This window comes from Planctomycetota bacterium, from assembly GCA_038746835.1.
In the GTDB taxonomy this organism is placed as follows: Bacteria; Planctomycetota; Phycisphaerae; order Tepidisphaerales; family Tepidisphaeraceae; genus JBCDKH01.
Genome location: JBCDKH010000062.1, coordinates 1 through 17,562 on the forward strand (window position 1 = coordinate 1; position 17,562 = coordinate 17,562).

17 protein-coding genes are annotated in these 17,562 nt (G+C 66.3%); 10 read left to right on the forward strand and 7 right to left on the reverse strand.

Annotation, left to right across the window (positions count from 1 at the left end; genetic code table 11):
- The 6 genes from AAGI46_08125 to AAGI46_08150 all read left to right on the forward strand — a co-directional run.
- On the forward strand, window positions 1–641 hold a 641-nt coding region (locus AAGI46_08125), incomplete at its 5' end, for an AIM24 family protein (protein ID MEM1012173.1).
- Window positions 642–669: 28 nt separating this feature from the next.
- Window positions 670–1,293, forward strand: coding sequence for a uracil phosphoribosyltransferase (upp, locus tag AAGI46_08130; GenBank protein MEM1012174.1), 624 nt, complete (start codon window positions 670–672; stop codon window positions 1,291–1,293).
- A gap of 85 nt (window positions 1,294–1,378) precedes the next feature.
- On the forward strand, window positions 1,379–1,654 hold the full coding sequence (locus tag AAGI46_08135; protein ID MEM1012175.1) for an acylphosphatase: 276 nt from the start codon (window positions 1,379–1,381) through the stop codon (window positions 1,652–1,654).
- A gap of 279 nt (window positions 1,655–1,933) precedes the next feature.
- A complete protein-coding gene (locus AAGI46_08140; protein MEM1012176.1) occupies window positions 1,934–2,743 on the forward strand; it encodes a hypothetical protein in 810 nt (269 codons plus the stop codon).
- A gap of 264 nt (window positions 2,744–3,007) precedes the next feature.
- On the forward strand, window positions 3,008–3,160 hold the full coding sequence (locus AAGI46_08145) for a hypothetical protein (GenBank protein MEM1012177.1): 153 nt from the start codon (window positions 3,008–3,010) through the stop codon (window positions 3,158–3,160).
- Between the two features lie 303 nt (window positions 3,161–3,463).
- The gene (locus tag AAGI46_08150; GenBank protein ID MEM1012178.1) at window positions 3,464–3,766 is read left to right on the forward strand and encodes an H-X9-DG-CTERM domain-containing protein; all 303 of its coding nucleotides are present in this window, start codon (window positions 3,464–3,466) and stop codon (window positions 3,764–3,766) included.
- Window positions 3,767–4,018: 252 nt separating this feature from the next.
- Here AAGI46_08150 and dnaK read toward each other — a convergent pair whose 3' ends face one another.
- The gene (gene dnaK / locus AAGI46_08155) at window positions 4,019–5,965 is read right to left on the reverse strand and encodes a molecular chaperone DnaK (protein MEM1012179.1); all 1,947 of its coding nucleotides are present in this window, start codon (window positions 5,963–5,965) and stop codon (window positions 4,019–4,021) included.
- A 272-nt stretch (window positions 5,966–6,237) separates the two neighbouring features.
- Here dnaK and AAGI46_08160 point away from each other — a divergent pair, with 272 nt between their 5' ends.
- Window positions 6,238–7,599, forward strand: coding sequence for a hypothetical protein (locus AAGI46_08160; GenBank protein MEM1012180.1), 1,362 nt, complete (start codon window positions 6,238–6,240; stop codon window positions 7,597–7,599).
- Window positions 7,600–7,684: 85 nt separating this feature from the next.
- A complete protein-coding gene (locus AAGI46_08165; GenBank protein ID MEM1012181.1) occupies window positions 7,685–8,956 on the forward strand; it encodes a CofH family radical SAM protein in 1,272 nt (423 codons plus the stop codon).
- Between the two features lie 115 nt (window positions 8,957–9,071).
- Here the strand turns inward: AAGI46_08165 and pyrF are convergent, their stop codons facing one another.
- Both pyrF and AAGI46_08175 read right to left on the reverse strand, forming a co-directional pair.
- Window positions 9,072–9,953: an orotidine-5'-phosphate decarboxylase gene (pyrF, locus tag AAGI46_08170; GenBank protein MEM1012182.1), complete on the reverse strand. Its 882-nt coding sequence runs from the start codon at window positions 9,951–9,953 to the stop codon at window positions 9,072–9,074.
- 148 nt (window positions 9,954–10,101) lie between these two features.
- The gene (locus AAGI46_08175; protein MEM1012183.1) at window positions 10,102–12,306 is read right to left on the reverse strand and encodes a prolyl oligopeptidase family serine peptidase; all 2,205 of its coding nucleotides are present in this window, start codon (window positions 12,304–12,306) and stop codon (window positions 10,102–10,104) included.
- A gap of 183 nt (window positions 12,307–12,489) precedes the next feature.
- On the opposite strand from AAGI46_08175, the gene AAGI46_08180 reads away from it, so the two are divergent.
- Together AAGI46_08180 and AAGI46_08185 are read left to right on the forward strand one after the other, a co-directional pair.
- Complete coding sequence (locus AAGI46_08180) at window positions 12,490–13,923, forward strand: MFS transporter (protein MEM1012184.1); 1,434 nt, start codon at window positions 12,490–12,492, stop codon at window positions 13,921–13,923.
- A gap of 189 nt (window positions 13,924–14,112) precedes the next feature.
- Entirely contained in the window at window positions 14,113–14,544 is a 432-nt protein-coding gene (locus AAGI46_08185) for a thermonuclease family protein (protein MEM1012185.1), read from the forward strand.
- Between the two features lie 27 nt (window positions 14,545–14,571).
- Here the strand turns inward: AAGI46_08185 and xerC are convergent, their stop codons facing one another.
- The 4 genes from xerC to AAGI46_08205 all read right to left on the reverse strand — a co-directional run.
- Window positions 14,572–15,804, reverse strand: a complete 1,233-nt coding sequence (xerC, locus tag AAGI46_08190; protein MEM1012186.1) for a tyrosine recombinase XerC — start codon at window positions 15,802–15,804, stop codon at window positions 14,572–14,574.
- A 268-nt stretch (window positions 15,805–16,072) separates the two neighbouring features.
- Window positions 16,073–16,348: a hypothetical protein gene (locus tag AAGI46_08195; GenBank protein ID MEM1012187.1), complete on the reverse strand. Its 276-nt coding sequence runs from the start codon at window positions 16,346–16,348 to the stop codon at window positions 16,073–16,075.
- Window positions 16,349–16,464: 116 nt separating this feature from the next.
- The gene (locus tag AAGI46_08200) at window positions 16,465–17,217 is read right to left on the reverse strand and encodes a hypothetical protein (GenBank protein ID MEM1012188.1); all 753 of its coding nucleotides are present in this window, start codon (window positions 17,215–17,217) and stop codon (window positions 16,465–16,467) included.
- Window positions 17,218–17,318: 101 nt separating this feature from the next.
- A partial coding sequence (locus AAGI46_08205) for a hypothetical protein (GenBank protein ID MEM1012189.1) occupies window positions 17,319–17,562 on the reverse strand: 244 nt, incomplete at its 5' end.

Genomic DNA, 17,562 nt, shown 5'->3' on the forward strand with positions numbered 1-17,562 from the left:
CCCGCATGCTCGAGGTCAATCTCGACGGCGCGTCCCACGGCATGGTCTGGACCAAGATGGGCGGCATGGTCGCCTACCGAGGCCAGGTGAAGTTCACGCGACAGGGCGTCATGGAGGAGGGGCTCGGCAAGTTCCTCAAGCGTCAGTTCACCGGCGAAGGTGCCAAGCTCACCAAGGCCGAGGGCCAAGGCAAGGTCTACCTAGCCGACACCGGTAAGAAGTTGACCATCTTGCAGTTACAGGGCGACGCAGTGGTCGTCAACGGGGAGGATCTGCTCGCCTTTGAGTCGTCGTTGAGCTACGACGTCAAGATGATGAAGAAGATGGCTGCCGTCGTCAGCGGTGGGCTCTTCAACGTCCGCGTCGAGGGCACGGGTCTGGTCTGCATCGGCACGCACCACGACCCGCTCACCCTCCGCGTCCGCCCCGGCGAGACCGTCTTCACCGACCCCAACGCGACCGTCGCCTGGAGCGGCAACCTCAACCCCGGCTTCAAGACCGACGTCAGCCTCAAGACCTTCGTCGGCCGAGGCTCGGGCGAGAGCTTCCAGATGCAGTTCGACGGCAACGCCGGCGGTGGGGGCGTGGGCTGGGTCGTCGTCCAGCCGTACGAAGAGTCACCGCTGCAGGCGTCATCGTAAGCCCCTTCACATCAGCGATTTGCCAATCATGCTCACAACCCTCGACCACCCTGTCATCCGCACCAAGCTCGCGGAGCTGCGCGACCGCCGGACCGAGAGCCGGGCGTTTCGGGCGCTGGTCGAGGAGGTGGCGATGCTGATGACGTACGAGATCACGCGGAGTATGCCGACGCGGGAGCGGTCGATCACGACGCCGCTGGAACCCACTGTCGGCCATGAGCTTGCGAGGCCGGTCTGTCTGGTGCCGATTCTGCGGGCGGGCCTTGGCATGACCAGCGGCGTGATGCGGCTCATCACCGACTGCCGCGTCGGCCACGTCGGGCTCGAGCGCGACGAGAAGACCGCCGAGGCCGGAGCGTACTACCATAAACTCCCACCGGACATTGCCTTATGCGAGACGATCGTCACGGACCCGATGCTGGCAACAGGCGGCAGTGCGTGTCGGTGCATCGCGTTCCTGAAGAGCCAAGGCGTGAGCGCGAGCAACATCCGGTTCATGTGCTTGGTCGCCGCCCCGGAGGGCATCGCAAAGCTGGAGGCGGAGCATCCGGACGTGCCGGTCTTCGCGGCCGAGGTGGATCGCGAGCTGGACGAGCGGCACTACATCCGCCCCGGCCTCGGCGACGCCGGCGACCGCATCTTCGGCACGTGATCGCCCCGTAGGGTGGGCCCCGGCCCACCTCTGCGACGGAATGACTCCGAATGGTGGGCCCGGGCCCACCCTACGCAACACGCTGATGGCCAACACGATTCGCAAGCTCGTCACGTACACCGGCCGGGTCCAGGGCGTCGGATTTCGAGCGACGACTCGCTCGATTTCCCGCGGCTTCGCCGTGGCCGGCTACGTGAAGAACCTCCCTGACGGCCGCGTCGAACTCGCCGCCGAAGGCGAGCCGGCGGTCGTCGCGGGTTTCCTGGCAAGCGTCCGCGAGGTCCTGGGCCGGTACATCACCGACGAACAGACCGACGTCCGCGGGCCACAGGGTGAGACGGGCTTCGCGATCAGGCGGTGAGTCATGCAACGCGTTGACGACTGACACGGCCCGGTGCGCGATCCCGTCAGCGATGTCAGCCGCGGGTCTACGACCCGCCGGTTCGACGGCGCGCGATGCACGATTCTTAGTTGAAAATCGCGTTTTCCGCGTGTGCTCCGTTGCGGGGCGGCAGCAGGTGGATGTCTCCTGCGTCGTCGGACCTGCGGGCCGTAGGCCCGCGGCTGGGGTCACTGGATGAGCGGTCGCGAGCGGACGAGTGTTCGGTCGACGGGCTCGTGGTACCGTCGACGGCGCGTCATGCCCGGTGATCGACCAGACCGACCCACCAAGCCCGCCGAGCCGGTGCTCGGCTATGCGGGTCCTCGTCCAGACGAGCCGAAGCCGATCGTGATGGCTGCGTGGGTGTCACTCGTGTTGGGCAGCTTCTGCGTGCTGCTCATCCCGTTCCTTGCCCTCAGCCTCGGTTGGCGGACCGAGAACGGACCGCTTGCCCTTGCTGGACTTTGCGTCGCCGCGGTTCTCGTGTCAGCACTTGCCCTCTGGCAGACTCGTCAGATCAGCCGCGTGCACGTCGAGCGGTTCGCAAGGCCACGTCGCGGACGCCTCCTGGTCTTCCTCGGGCTCGTCGGGGCAGGGCTTGGCCTGCTCGCCCTGGCGATGCAGCCACGCGGCAACTACGCCAACGTCTGGTCGACAACCCGCTGTGTCAGCCATCTTCGCCAGATCGCGCAGGCCGCGATCCAGTACACGATCGACACCGATGGCGTGACACCGCCGAACGCTGAGACCCTCGTGGCGGAATACGACCTGTTCCCAGAGGTCTTCGCTTGCCCGGCAGGCGACGAGGTCGCCGGCCTGCCACTCGAAGTGGGCACGACGTCCAGCTACGGGCTGTTCCTCGATCAGATATCGAGCGACTTTGCCAGCGCATCACCGGACGCCGTGGTCGGCTTCTGCATCCACGGCCATGGTTCCGCCGACGACGAAGGACAGCCGACGCAGACGATCGTGCTCTACGCGGACGGCAGCGTGAGGCCAACCGGTTACCGCGAGCTGGCGAAGCTTTTGGCTCAGCAGATGACAGCGGTGGAGTCGGAGAAGCCCTGAGCCGGGTGCAGCCCCATCCGTCATGCTGAGCGAGCGGAGCGAGTCGAAGGACCTCGCCCGGACGCGGGCGCGATGGGTGTCTTGCTGCGATGCCCTTCGGCTACGTTCGGGATGACGGAGGGGCATGCTGTGGCTCCTCTTAGCTTGCCGTCGAGCCCGCTTCGGGACCGTGGGCTGTAAGCCCGCGGCTGGGGTCTCCATGGGAGCGCTCGGGAGCGGTCGCGTCGCCCGTGGACGGTCGCGTGGTACCGTCAGCAACGCGCCATGCCGGACGAATCACCAGACGGACCCGACACGCCCGCCGCCCAGGTCCTGGGCTACGCGGGGCCGACAATGGATCGTAAGCCTTCGCTCGATGTGTGGGCCATCGTTGCCCGAGTGGCGGCAGCGCTGGTCGTCCTCGTCATCCTTGTTTGAGGGTACCGGACGCAGGGGCTCGTTCTGATCACGGCATTGGCGACGCTGCTCGCTGCCGCAGTCGCGCTCATGCGGACCACGACGATCCGTGGGGTCCGACTGATCCGCGTGCAGCGTAAGAAGACCGGGGCGAGATCAGCTCTGCTTTGCCTGATCGTCGGTCTCGCCGGGCTGGCGGCCGTGCCCCGGCTGTCGCCGGCGCTAGGCCGGTCACGGGAGGTTTCCCAGAGGATCAAATGCGCGTCCAACCTTCGGTACCTGGGACAGGTCATCCACGACTACGCGAACGCTTTCGACGGAGCCATGCCGTCCTCGCTAGACGCGCTGGCGGAAGCGATGCCACTTGACCGCGAGCGACTCATCTGTCCGAACGATCGGGCAAGAGGCCCGATGACCGGCAGCATCGTGATCGGAGCCAATTGCAGCTACCTCGTCTTCCTCGACCGCGGAGCTTTGGGCGACCCGGGAATGATGATCGGGTCTTGCGTGCCGCACCTGCACGAGGGCGACGGAGCCAACGTCCTGTTCGGGGATGGGTCGATTCGCTGGGAGCAAGACCGTGTGTTCACTTCGATGCTCGTCGGCGATCCGGAGCTTGAGCGGTAGCTGCTGACCAACTGGTCAGCGGGCCTGACGTGAGAGACGGAAGAAGTGTCCCTGGTAGCTGCGGGGCTACGGGCCCGCAGTCTGACGCGACCTGAGACCCGACCGCGGGCCGTAGCAGCTACCTGCTGGTCGGGGGCATCATCGGGCTCTTCACTCTTCAACCCATCAACGAGCCGAGCCCCGCGGCGGTCGCGGGGCTCGGGGGAAGTCGCTCGGTGGTGGCGAGCGCGGGTTGTGTCGCAGTAGCGCCGGCTACTCCTTCTTCACCTCGTACTCCGCGTCGATGACGTCGTCGTCCTCGGGCTTGGCCCGGTCGGACTCGGCCTCGGGAGCGGCACCGCCGCCTTCGGCTTCGGCCGTGGCTTCGGGTCCACCCGCTGCAGCCTGCGACGCGGCGTAGGCGGCTTCGCCGATCTTCATGACGGCCGTGTTGAGGTTGTCCAGGCTCTTCTTGAGCACGTCGGCGTCGTCCTGGTCCTTGACCTCCTTCAGACGGTTGACCGCGCTCTCGACCTCGCTGCGGACGTCGGCCGGGATCTTGTCCGAGTCCTCGCCAGTGAGCAGCTTCTCGGCACTGGCGATCGCACCGTCGGCCTGGTTGCGGAGGTCGACGACCTCGCGACGCGCCTTGTCGGCTTCGGCGTTCTGCTCGGCCTCGCGCTTCATGCGCTCGACCTCTTCGTCGCTCAAGCCGCCCGAGCCCTTGACCTCGATCGAAGCTTCCTTGCCGCTCGACTTGTCGATGGCCTTGACGCTCAGGATGCCGTTGACGTCGATGTTGAACGTCACCTCGATCTGCGGCACGCCGCGCGGCGCCGGCGGGATCTCGTTGAGGTTGAACTCGCCCAGCAGCCGGTTGTCCTTGGCGAACTCGCGCTCGCCCTGCAGGACGCGGACCGTCACGGTCGTCTGCGAGTCGGCAGCGGTGCTGAACGTCTCCGACTTGCTGGTCGGGATGGTGGTGTTCCGCTCGATGAGCTTGGTCATCACGCCGCCCAGCGTCTCGACGCCGAGGCTCAGCGGGGTCGCGTCGAGGACGAGGATGTCCTTGACGTCCCCCTTGGCGATGCCGCCCTGGACGGCCGCACCCATGGCGACGACCTCGTCGGGGTTGACGCTCTTGTTCGGCTCCTTGCCGAAGACGTCCTTGACGATCTTCTGGACGAACGGAATGCGGGTCGATCCGCCCACGAGCAGGACGTCATCGATCTCGCCCGGCTTGAGCTTGGCGTCTTCGAGCGCCTTGAGGACTGGCTCCTTGATGCGGGCCCCGAACTTGTCGATCAGGCCCTCGAAGGCCGAACGCGTGAGCGTCAGGTTGAGGTGCTTGGGACCGTTCTGGTCGGCCGTGATGAACGGCAGGTTGATGTTCGTCTCGACGTTGCTCGACAGCTCCTTCTTGGCCTTCTCGGCAGCTTCCTTGAGCCGCTGCAGGGCCATCGGGTCGTTGCGGAGGTCGATGCCCTCCTGCTTCTTGAACTCGCCGGCGAGCCAGTCGATGATCTCCTCGTCGAAGTCGTCGCCGCCGAGGTGGGTGTCGCCGGCGATGCTGAGGACTTCGAACAGCGACTCGTCGCCGTCTTTGTCGATGTCGAGGACCGAGACGTCGAACGTGCCGCCGCCGAGGTCGAAGACGAAGATCTTGCCGCTCTGCTTCTTGTCCGTGCCGAACGCGAGGGCGGCCGCCGTCGGCTCGGGGAGCACGCGGAGCACTTTGAGGCCGGCGATCTCGCCGGCCTGCTTGGTGGCCTGACGCTGGGCGTCGTTGAAGTAGGCCGGCACCGTCACGACGGCTTCGGTGACGGTCTCGCCGAGGTAGTCCTCAGCGGTCTTCTTGAGGTCGCCGAGGATGAAGGCCGAGACCTGCTCGGGCGTGAACGTCTCCTCCCGCACCTTGATCTTGACGTACTCGTCGTCGCTGCCGGTGACTTCGTACGGGACGGTCTTCTCTTCGGCCTCGATCTCGTTGTGCCGACGGCCCATGAACCGCTTGACGGAAAAGACGGTGTTCTTGGGGTTGGTGACCTGCTGGTGCCGGGCGGGCTCGCCGACGAGCCGCTCACCCTTGTCGGTGAAGGCGACGACGGACGGCGTGATGCGGTTGCCGCGGGAGTTGATGAGGACTTTGGGCTGATCGCCCTCCATGACGCTGACCACGCTGTTGGTCGTGCCCAGGTCGATTCCGATGATTTTGGCCATAGGTGGTCGTGCTTTCTTGTGGGCCGCGATCCTTGCGGCGTCGCGGTGTTGGGTTCGAGTGGAGTCGGCCGACGTGCGGCCAAGCCAGCATGAACAAAGGCCGTGCCGGAAGGAGATTCGGCTCTGACGCGTCCTGAAGCGGGTCCAGCCGCCAACCCACGCGCCCGCTGGCAGCGGCCGAATAGCCGCCTGCCACGGTGGCAGGCCTCGTCCGACCACGCCGAAACACCGCTGGGCTTAACACGCCCGTCCATCGGATCGATGTACCGTTTGTGCCGCACCAGCCACCTGCCATCGATCAAGCCGAACCCGCAGCGGATGGTGATGCCTCGCTCAAGGACATCAACGTCCTCATCATCGACGGCAATCCCGCGGAGGTGACCGCCTTTCAGACCGTCCTGGCAGGCGAAGGCGCGAAGGTGGAGATCATCTCGAATCCACGGGACGTCGTGCCGACGGCCACGCGACACGCACCCGATATCTTGATGCTCGACGCGTCAGTCGACGGGCTGGACATCGGCACGACGACACGCATTCTCTCGCGCAACCCGACGACCGCCGCCACCGCGATCATTCTGCTCGCACCGGCCGATGCCGACGCACGCGGCGTCCGCCGGCTCAAGGAGTTCGACGCGTTTGGCCTGATGCAGCGGCCGCTCACCTGCGGCGCGATCCGCAAGAGCTTCCGCAGCGCCGCCACCTTCAGCCGCGAGGCCGGACAGATGCGACGCGACGCCAGCGGCGACACCAAGGGACGATCCAAACGCGTCCGCGACTGCGGCGCGCTGCTCAAACGCGAGCTGTCGTGCCCGTTCCACTCGTTCGGCGTGCCGGTGGACTTCTACCAGCTCCGCACCGGCAAGGTCGCCAGCGACGTCGATCTCTTCGACGTGCCGACCTACGCGCCGGCCACGGCGGATGGGCGTGACTTTGTCGATTACAACCTCGCCGGCCTGATCGTGTGTCGCGAGTGTTTCTTCACGACCAACGACCCCAACTACTTCGACGACCCGGATCGCGGCGTCGCGACCGTGCAGGAACGCGGTGCCAGCCGGGCCGCCTATCGCATCGATCCCGGCACCCGCGGCAAGATCACGACCGCCGCCGGCCATCGAGGCCTGGTCGCCTTCGAGCGACTCGGCGGCGAGCCGGAAGAGTCGTTCTTCTCCTGGAACCGCTCCGAGAAGGAAGCCCTGGTCGCCTACGAGCTCGCGATTGCGACGAGCCGACTGCTCTACGAGGCCTCGCCCGTCCGCCGCAACCTGGAGCTGCTTCGCCTGGGCAACTACGAGCTTCGTCGAGCGATGCTGCGGGAGAAGACCGGAGCCCCGTTCGAGCGTGTCCTGAAGCACCGCCTCGCCGCCGCCGAGTGGCTCGGCAAGGCGTTCGCCTCGTGCAAAGGCGTTGCAATGTACAAGGCGGCGTACCAGCTCGCCGCGATCAACATCCACCTCGGCCGCGACGCGACCGCGTTCCAGTTCCTCGGCGCCCTTCGCGAGCAGACCCGCCTCTCCATCCGCGAGCAGGAAGACCCGGCCACGCTGCAGCGGTACCTGCGTCGTGCCCAGTCCATCTGGGAAGACCGCACCAGCCACCACCACGCCGAAGCCGTCGAGCTGCAGAAGGCAGCGTGAACGGTGACGCTTCTCGGCCGAAGTCACATGTTTCAGTTCCGACGAAAATGATCGGATTGTCGCACGTGGTCGATTATGCTTGGGCGTGCCTGCTCCGACCGACCGCTTCCGCGTGAGCGATCCCGAGCTCAAACCCATCGCCGCCAAGGTGCGCGAAGGCGTTCCGCTGTCGTTCGAGGACGGGCGACTGCTCGCAACGACGCGTGACTTGCACGGCGTTGGTCGGCTGGCCAATGCGATGAAGGAACGCCTGCACGGCGACGTCGCGTTCTACAACCGCAACCGCCACATCAACTACACCAACGTCTGCGCCCTGAGCTGCAAGTTCTGCAGCTTCTACCGCAAACGCGGCGAGGCCGGGGCGTACGAGATGCCCGTCGAGCAGATCGTCGCGACCGCCCAGAAGGCCTGGGATGACGGCGCGACCGAGGTTCACATCGTCGGCGGGCTGCATCCGTGGCACAAGTTCGACTACTACCTCGACTTCCTCCGCGGCATCCGTGAGGCCGCTCCGGGGCTGCACATCAAGGCGTTCACGGCGATCGAGATCGTCCACTTCAGCCGCATCGCCCGCATGTCGATCGGCGAGGTTTTGACGCAGCTTCGCAAGGCCGGCCTCGGCAGTCTCCCCGGCGGCGGTGCGGAAATCTTCGACGACCGCGTCCACGACGAGGCGTTCAAGGGCAAGGTCCGCGAGGACAAGTGGTTCGGCGTCCACCGCGCCGCCCACGATGCCGGGCTCTTCAGCAACGCGACCATGCTCTACGGCCACATCGAGGGGGCCGACGAGCGTGTCCAACACCTGATCAAGCTCCGCGACCACCAGGCCGACAGCCTGCGGGCCATGGGCCTGGACCCCGACGTCCCGCCGACCAGCGACCAGACGGCCGCCGCGATCGACGAGCAGGGCAAGAGCTGCTTCAACTGCGTCATACCCCTGTCGTTCATCCCGGAGCACAGCGAACTGGGCCACCTGCCCGGGCCGACCGGGTTGACCGACCTGCGGACGCTGGCGCTCGCCCGGCTGATGTGCAACAACATCGCCCACATCAAGGCGTTCTGGATCATGCAGTCGCTCGGCCTGTCGCAGGTCGCCCTCCGCTACGGCTGCGACGACCTCGACGGCACGGTCGTCTGGTACGACATCACCAAACGCCAGGCCGGCGGCGGGACGCAGCGTCAGGAACTTCACGTCGACACGCTCTGCCGGACGATCCGCGACGCTGGTCGCGAGCCCGTCGAGCGCGACACGCTGTATCGGCCGATCGTCCGCAATGCCGATGGTCAGATGACGGGGCAACCGGGTCCGGGTGTCGTCGAGGTGCCCGACGTCGCACCGGCGCATTCGGGTGCGTGATTCATGATCCGATTGATCGGTCGTCCGACGTGCGTCCGTCGAGGGAATGGTCGGTGCATCAACTCTGTTTAGCGGTGATTCGTTCACGCGACGCACTTTTGCGCATGCTTCAGACTCACCCGACCACGCTTGCCAGATCGCGGCGCATCGCTTGAGCAGCGTGTGCGATCGATTGCTTCCAGTCGCCAGAACGCTCCGTCGGGTAGAGCACGCTGCGACTGGCACTCACGATCGCGCCGGGCGTCCCTTCCGCGAACGCCGCCTTCGCGGTTTCGGCGGTGCCGCCCTGGGTGCCGTAGCCGGGGAGCAGGAAGAACGACCGCGGCAGTCGCTTGCGGAGCGACGCCATCGTGTGCGGTTGCGTCGCGCCGACGACCGCGTTGATGAAGCTCAGCCCGTCCTCCGAGTTTCCGGCGGTCATCTTGAAGAGCTCGTCGGCCAACATCTCGCTCCAGGTCCGGCCGTCCTGCAGCACGACGTCCTGCAAGTCGGCGCTGCCGGGGTTGCTCGTGCGGACGAGGACGAACAAGCCCTTGCCGTGATCGGCGGCGACCTCGCCGAAGGAGTCGAGCGTGTCGAGGCCGAGCATCGGGTTGACCGTGAGCGCATCTGGCGTGTCGGCATCGTCGGCCGGGTGCGGGCCGAGGTGTCCAGCGGCGTAGGCGGCGCTGGTCGCACCGATGTCGCCGCGCTTGGCGTCGCCGATGACGAGCAGGCCTTTCTGCTTGGCCTCGCCGATCAGCTCGAAGTACGCCTCGACGCCGTCCGCGTGGTAGCGCTCGAAGTAGGCCGACTGAAACTTCACACACGCCGCCACGTCGGCCACGGCGTCGAGGACGCCCGTCGTGAACTCGTAGAAGCTGTCGACGATCGCTCGCGGATCGTCGCTCGTCGGCCGAATCGCCTCGGGAAACCGCTCCGGCATCGGATCGATCCCGACGCAGACGCGTGACGACTTGTCCCGAACGGCAGCGAGGAGGTCGTGAGCAAAGGTCATCGGCGGGCAGTCAGGGAAACGCAAAGGCGCAAAGAGGCAAAGAGGCGCAAAGTCAGAAGAAGTGCGAACCCGTCGCACCCTATCCGCTTCACCTTTGCGGCACTTTGCTTCTTTGCGTCATTGCGTTGTCCCTGACGGGTCGCCCCCGCTATTGCCAGTCCATGCCGAGCGCTTCAGCGAAGAAGGCGTACGTCTCTGCGAGTTCTTCCAGCGCCTTGGCCAGCGGCTTGCCGGCGCCGTGGCCGGTGCCGACGTCGTAGCGGAGCAGGATTGGCCCGGCCGCGTCCGGGTTGGCGGCCTGCATGGCGGCGACCCACTTCAGACTGTGGGCGGGGACCACCCGGTCGTCGCCGTCGCCGGTGGTCACCAGCACGGGCGGCAGGTCGTCCAACAACCGGGCGTTGTTCAGCGGGCTGTAGGCCATCAGGTACTCGAACGCCTCGGCGTCCTCATCCGGATTGCCGTACTCGACCGTCCAGAACCGACCGGTGCCGAACGTGTGATACCTCAGCATGTCCGTCACCGGCACGGCCGAGTGGATGGCGCCGAAGAGTTCCGGCCGCTGAATGACGACGGCCGCGGTGAGCAGGCCGCCGTTGCTGCCGCCCTGGATCGCGAGCTTGTCTGCCGAGGTGAAGCCTTCGTCGATCAGGTACTCGGCCGCTGAGATGAAGTCGTCGAAGACGTTCTGCTTGTTCGCCAGCTTGCCGGCCTCGTGCCAGGCCGGCCCGTACTCGCCACCGCCGCGAAGGTTGGCGACCGCATACACGCCGCTCTGCTCAAGCCACGCGAGTCGAGCGCTGCTGAAGCCGGGCGTCAGGCTGACGTTGAACCCGCCGTAGCCGTAGAGGATCGTCGGTGCATCGCCGTCGGGCTGCAGGCCCTTCTTGTGCGTGATGAACATCGGCACCTGCGTGCCGTCCTTGCTCGTGTAGAAGACCTGCGAGGTCACGTACGCGTCCGGGTCGAACCCGGCCGGGCTGTTGTCGGCGATCTTGGTCAGTTGGCCCGTCGCCAGCTCATAGCGGAATGGCGTGGTCGGGTACGTGTAGCTGGTGAAGCCGAAGTGAATGTCGCCGTACGCGGCGTCCGCGTCGATGCCGGCGACGGTGCCGACGGTCGGCAGCTCGATGACCTTCATGTCGCCGCCTTCGAGGTCGTAGTGGAGCAGCTCGCTGCGGGCGTCCTTCATCAGCTCGACGACGTAGCGATCGCCCGCCCGAACGACGGCTTCGATCTGCGTGCCGGGCTCCGTCGGCTCGTCGATGAGCGTTACCCAGTTCTCGGGCTCCGGATTGGCCGGGTCGACGCGGACGAGCTTTCCGGCCGGGGCATCGCGATTGGTCAAGATGACGAGCATCGGCTTGTCGCCCTCATCGGTGGTGACGGTCGGATCATCGACGACGCTGTACTCAGCAACGCCCGGCTCGAAGAGCAGTTCGAACTCGCCGGCTTCACCCGGATTGCAGCAGGCGTCGCGCACGTGCAGGCCGCTGCGGCGATCGGTGCCGCGGTAGACGTAGACGACCAGGAACTGCCCGTCATTCGTCTTGAACGGGAAGAGCCCAAGCTCCGGATCATCCGGCCTGGCGAAGACCTCCGTGTCCTGCTCGGGGTCGGTGTCGAGGTCGTGCCAGTAGATCGTCTGGTTCAGCCGGGCCCCGTCGACGTCGGCCGCGTCGGGGTACTTCGAGTACCAGAAGCCGCGTCCGGTTCGGTGCCACGCGATGCCGCTGAACCGCATGTCGGTGAGCACCTCGTCGTAGTGCTCGCCGAGCTTGCCCGGGCGGAGGTCCATGAGCTTGATGGTGCGGTTGTCGCTGCCGCCTTCGCTGATGCCGTAGGCGATCGTGGTGCCGTCAGGCGACGCCCAGGTGCCAGCGAGCGCGGTGGTGCCGTCGTCGGACCAGCTGTTGGGGTCGAGCAACGGAACCGTCTCGCCGTCGGTGGCCGGGCCGGCGATGTGGAGGACGCTGTGGTTCTGCAGGCCGGTGTTCTTGGAGACGAACGTCTGGATCCCGCGGCCTTCGATGCCGGTGCCGTCCGTGTCGGGCTTGCCGACGCGAGAGGGCAAGCTGGTTCGCGGGTAATCGATCAGCGTGTTGAGCCGGGCGTTGATCGTCTCGACAAGGTCAGCGTTGACGTACGACGTGAACAGCGTGTTCTGGGCATCGATGAACGACCGCGTCTCGTCCGCTGCGGCGTCTTCGAGCCACCGGAACGGGTCGGCGACGACGGTGCCGTGGAAGTCGGTCGAGGCGTCGCCCTGCCGGGCCTCGGGGTAGCCGTTGTCGGCGAGAAGCGCGGGCGAGATGGCCATGGTGCAACAGGCGGCGAGGAAGAGCTGTCTCATGAGGAGGCGTTCGAAGAGGTGAAGGACGCTACGGCCATGCCGGGAGGCGGGTTGAGTTGCAGGCATTCCCGGGGGATCAGTAGCGGCCGCTCCTACCGTGCGGCCCGACCCGCCCCTTTGCCTTCGTTTGTCAGTCCGATTGCCGACCGTCTCGCCGCCGCTGCACCGCGTCGGCAGCCGTACATGGTTCGGCGGAACTACGCCTACGAGCTCAAAAGCTCGGCGACGTTCCCACTGGCGGCAGCGCTGGCGGAGGGGACGTTCACCGGCGTCGTGGCCAGCAAGTACTTCGACGGCGGTCCGCTGCTGATCGCCGTCATCACAGCCGCCCCGATGTTCGGCAATATCCTGGCGTTGCTCTGGAGCGAGCTGGCTGAGAGCCGACGCAAGGTGCCGTTCATCAACTTGCTCCAGATCGGGCTGGTCGTATCGATGGCCGCGGTCGGGCTGACGGTCTTTCTGCCGATCGAGGGCGGTGTGGCGGGTTGGACCTTCGCGGGGCTGATCATCGTCGCACGCGTCATCGCCAGCGGCATCGTCACGCTGCGGTCAGCAGTCTGGCGACTCAACTACCCGCGCGCCATCCGCGGCCAGGTCATCGGACGCATCAACGGGCTGTACAACTTCGTCCTCGCGGTCGTCACGCTCGCGGCGGCGCTGGCGATGGACAAGCGGCCGGCGAGCTTTGCGATCATCTATCCGGTCGTCGCCGTCATCTCGCTGTTTGGCGTTCTGCAGTACAGCCGGATCCGCGTGCGTGGCGAGACGACCTTGCTCAAACGTGCTCGGCTCGTCCCGACCGCTGCGCGGCCGTCGATGTTCCTCGGCTCGAGCGGCGCGCTTCACCTGGACTACGCCCGCGTTATGCGCAGCCGTGTCGCGGGCTCGGCCGTCGGGCGTCTTGGCAAACGCATCCGCGACGCCTTTCGACTGCTGCGCGAGGACCGCATCTTCCGGGCGTACCAGTGGTGGCAGTTCGTGCTCGGTTCGAGCTTCATGCTCATGTTCCCGACGTTGATCCACGTGATCAGCAGCGAGATGACCGACCCCGACACGCAGTACGTGCTGGCGATCTTCGTCGTGAACGTCATTCCACTGGTCACGACCACCGTTCTCATGCAGGCGTGGGCACCGGTGTTCGATCGCACGGACATTCTCACGTTCCGTGTGCTTCTGGGCGTTACGGCGTGCCTGGCGCACTCGCTCATTTTGCTCGGTGCGGCGACGGATCAGCTCTGGCTCGTCGCGATCGGCATGTTCGCCGTCGGCACCAGCTTCGGCGGCGGGCAGCTGGCGTGGCAGCTCGGGCAGAACAGCTTCGCGACCAAGGGCAACATCGGCACGTACATGGGCCTTCACGTCATGCTGACGGGACTGCGTGGCATGTTCGTCCCGTTCACCGGCGTGCTGATCTACCGCGGCCTGGGGTGGTACGACCAACGCATCGGCTGGTCCGAAGACGGCGGCACGCCGCTGGGGCGATGGCTGTTCGCGGTGTCGGTTGGGCTATCGCTCTGGGCACTCTTCGGTTTCTTCGCGACGAGGCGTCGGTACCGACAAGCCCTCAACGAACGCGACGAGGAAGAGCCGAGCACGCGCGTCGTCCGGGAGTCGTGACGTTGACGTTGCGTCGAGTCGCTAGTCTCAGGACGCACGATGACGCGCGATCGGGGATCACGAAGGTGGAGAGGACCGGTCCTTCGTGTCGGTCTGATCGCCGTGGCTTGCGTGGTGGTCTTGGTGCGACTGACGTGCGGCCCGGCGCAGGACGCGTCGCGGTGGGACCGACAGACCGCAGCGATCTCGATGCAAGCCGGGGACCTCGTCGCGACCGTCGATGAGCACACGACACCGGTTCGACCCTTTGGAATCGACTTCGCTCCAAGCGCACTCGACGAAGCAGACGGGTTCACGCAGTCATGGCTCGACGCCCATGGCGGACAGGCCGTTCTGATGCTGCCCGCCGTGCCGACGCGTGACGAAGACGACATGCTTCTGGCTTATCTCGCAAGCGTCGACACGGGGCCGACCTTGAACGAGGCGTTGGTCGAGGCCGGGCTCGCGTTTGCAGATCGCCGGGTCGACCATCCGTACGCCTCGACGCTCATCGCCGCCGAGCGAGAGGCGATTCGGACCAAGGCCGGGGTCTGGTCGTCGCTGCCGGATGATCCGCCGATGCCCGAGTGGCGACGCGTCTGGGGTGACCAGCAAAAAGGCCGTCACCCGACAAGCGAGTGACGACCTCGTTAAGGAGAGTCGAGTTGGCTACGCCGAGTGCCGCATCGGCGTGGGCGGCGTTCGGACGGCCGGGCCGATGCGTGTCGGCCGGTGGATCGGCTCGGACTCACCGACGCCTGCCGAGACGGGCGACTGCTCGGGCGAGCCGCTTCGCGGGTGGGCCGCGTCGTACGCCTCCTTCATCCGGTCGGTCGTCAGGTGCGTGTAGACCTGTGTCGTCGACAGACTCTGGTGGCCCAGCAGCTCCTGCACACTCCGCAGGTCGGCACCGTTGTTGAGCAGGTGCGTCGCGAACGAGTGACGCAGCGTGTGCGGACTGATGCCCGGATCGAGGCCGACCATCTGAAGGTACTTGTCGAGCTTGCGACGGACCGAACGCGTCGACAGCGGCTCGCCGTGCTTGTTGAGGAAGATGCGACTGTCCGCCGTGACGCCGGACGTGGCGGTCGGGTCGTCGGGGTTGATGTCGCGCATCTGCAGGTAGTGCCGGACGGCCAGAATCGCCTGGCTGCCGATGGGCGTGAGGCGGTCCTTTCGTCCCTTGCCGCAGACACGGAGGATGCCCTCGTCCAGGTCGATGTCGCTCATGCCCAGCTCGACGAGTTCGCTGACGCGAATGCCGCTGGAGTAGAGGACTTCGAGCATCGCCTTGTCACGCGAGCCGAGCAGCTCGGTGTCGTCGGGCGCATCCAAGAGACGTTGGACCTCGTCGAGGTCGAGGCACTTGGGCAGCCGCTTCTCCTGCTTGGGCGTGCGGATGCCGACCATCGGCGAGACCTCGCAGGAGCCACGCTTGATGAGGAACTTGTAGAAGCTCCGCATCGTCGCCAGCTTTCGGGCGGTGGTGCTCTTGGTGTAGTTCTGGGCGTGCAGGTAGCTCAGGAAATCGCGGACGGTTTCCTGCGACGCGAACTTGAGCCGGTCGTCGACTGGCGTCTCGTCGGCAAGCCTCGCGTCGCCGCCGTAGCTCATGCCGATTTCGCCGGCGACGAACTGCGTGAACTGGGCGAGGTCGGCGCCGTAGCTGCGGACGGTGTAGTCGCTGAAGTGTCGCTCGTTCTCGAGGTAGTCGAGGAACGCCAGCACGCACGGCGGCTTGTCGGAGGCCTCGTCGTCGCTGCCGGCGGGAAGCTCAGCGTTAGTGACGGGCGGCACCGGCAGCGTGTCGGCCGGGGCGGGGCGTGAGGGTTGGTCGAGGTCGGACGGTTGGCCCGAAGGGTTCGTCTGGCCCGTCGGGGCCTGGGGGTTCATCGGTGGCATGTCGCGAGTCCAGTGCCGACGTCGCGTCGGCGGGCTCGTCGATCGGTGGGCATCAACCGCCGTTCCGTTGACCCGTTGGCCAAGGTCGGTGCGGCACGTCGCGGGACAGATCCACGTCCACGCGGCGAGACGACGTCTCGAACAGGCACGAAGTCCACTCCGAACATCGGAATCGCTTCGCCCGCTTCCCGTGCCCGTCTCGTCGGCCCGGCAAGCATCTTGCGACCTTCCAGCTGCTTCACAGTGTGGAGCGGCTCGATAAATCGCCTCATGCTGCCTTCTTCGGCATCAGGTCCCCTAATTCTTTGACGAGATGTCCGCCCATTTGATGACCCAGTGTCGCAGCGTCGAACCAGTCGAACGGCAGCGACGGATCGGCCACCATCTCAGACAGCGATAACAGCACTTCGCTCTCGCTGCCGGTCTCGTAGCTGAGGCGGTACGAATGCCCCTGTTTGTCGAGCTTCAGCACGTGCTCACGTCGCTCCGGCGCAAAAGCGTCGTCGGAATCGGGTACGACTGAACTGGGAGATTCGGGGTGCATGTTGCTCCTTCCGACGCGATGTCGGCTCATCCGAAGCGTCGTCTAGCGAAGTCGAAAACTTGAGGTCGTGATCCGGCGGCTGTGCGACTTCAGTCGCACTGTCCGGACCACTACAACTATCGGACCGCAACAGCGACCTGACGCCTCGTCAGCTCGTCCATCAGACCCGAAAGCAGCGCGTGATATACGAAACTGCTGTACCGATCGGCCACCAGAAACACGTAGCGGTCGCCCGACGGTCCGGACGGGTCGAATCGACCACTCGCGTACTGCTGAGCTGCACGACGGACCGAGCCGTCACGTGCGTCGAACACGCCGACCTGCTGGATCATCTGCCGCCCCGCCGCACTCGGTGACGGCAGCGCGACCTCGGCGGTGTTGGCCGAGGCGGTACGGGTCAGACCGCGGACGGCGTCGGCGTCGGGAAGCGACACCGGACGAAGCAAGCTGCCCCGCGCAGGGAACACCTGGATCGCCGCCGCCATCGTCGGCGGGTCGTACGGGTTGTAGAGCGTCACCGACGGCACGACGAGGGCGTCCGCCCCGAGCAGCTCGCACACCGCGGCCGCGTCGGCGGGACTCGTGATGCCGTTGATGCCCAGAAGCAAATACGCCTCGGCCACGCGGTTCACCGGCAGCGCCGTGATGCCGCCGACGGCCTGAAGGTTCTTGAACAGCAAGTCCGCCTGCAGCAGCGGATCGACTCCGGCCTCACCCGAGAGGTTCACCGCCGGAGCGACAGCCCAGACCTGCGCGGGCGTCGCGGGTGGCAGAGCGATCGAACGCTCGATGCCGTACCGATTCTGCTGACAACCGCCGGTCATGAGACCGGCGGCGAGTAGCGAGAGCACCAACTTCCATTGCCGCATCGTCGACGTCCTGTCGCTGGCGGGTATGCGCGTCCGCCCCCATCCGTGCGGGCGGCTCGTCCGAATCACTTATCGGACGACAGCGAGTCTCGACTTCAGTCTCAGTCGATCGTGCTGTTGCCCGTGTTGGCAAAGGGCGGCGTCGTGCTGGCCTTGGGCTGGGCTGGCGTCGGGGGACGCGTGGCCATGCGGCTCAGGTTCGTCGCATCGGCCCGGGCGCTCCAGACGCACTCGGTCCCGCCGCGATCGCTCACGAAGAACACGCGGCCGCTGTCCGCCCAGGAAGGCGTGGCATACGTGCCCTTGCCGTCGGTGATGCGGTGACGATTCGTGCCGTCGGCATCG

Coding starts and splice junctions, on each gene's coding strand:
- upp (MEM1012174.1), top strand. CDS start 670: ATGCTCACAACCCTCGACCACCCTGTCATCCGCACCAAGCTCGCGGAG.
- AAGI46_08135 (MEM1012175.1), top strand. CDS start 1,379: ATGGCCAACACGATTCGCAAGCTCGTCACGTACACCGGCCGGGTCCAG.
- AAGI46_08140 (MEM1012176.1), top strand. CDS start 1,934: ATGCCCGGTGATCGACCAGACCGACCCACCAAGCCCGCCGAGCCGGTG.
- AAGI46_08145 (MEM1012177.1), top strand. CDS start 3,008: ATGCCGGACGAATCACCAGACGGACCCGACACGCCCGCCGCCCAGGTC.
- AAGI46_08150 (MEM1012178.1), top strand. CDS start 3,464: ATGCCGTCCTCGCTAGACGCGCTGGCGGAAGCGATGCCACTTGACCGC.
- dnaK (MEM1012179.1), bottom strand. CDS start 5,965: ATGGCCAAAATCATCGGAATCGACCTGGGCACGACCAACAGCGTGGTC.
- pyrF (MEM1012182.1), bottom strand. CDS start 9,953: ATGACCTTTGCTCACGACCTCCTCGCTGCCGTTCGGGACAAGTCGTCA.
- AAGI46_08175 (MEM1012183.1), bottom strand. CDS start 12,306: ATGAGACAGCTCTTCCTCGCCGCCTGTTGCACCATGGCCATCTCGCCC.
- AAGI46_08180 (MEM1012184.1), top strand. CDS start 12,490: ATGGTTCGGCGGAACTACGCCTACGAGCTCAAAAGCTCGGCGACGTTC.
- AAGI46_08185 (MEM1012185.1), top strand. CDS start 14,113: ATGCAAGCCGGGGACCTCGTCGCGACCGTCGATGAGCACACGACACCG.
- xerC (MEM1012186.1), bottom strand. CDS start 15,804: ATGCCACCGATGAACCCCCAGGCCCCGACGGGCCAGACGAACCCTTCG.
- AAGI46_08195 (MEM1012187.1), bottom strand. CDS start 16,348: ATGCACCCCGAATCTCCCAGTTCAGTCGTACCCGATTCCGACGACGCT.
- AAGI46_08200 (MEM1012188.1), bottom strand. CDS start 17,217: ATGCGGCAATGGAAGTTGGTGCTCTCGCTACTCGCCGCCGGTCTCATG.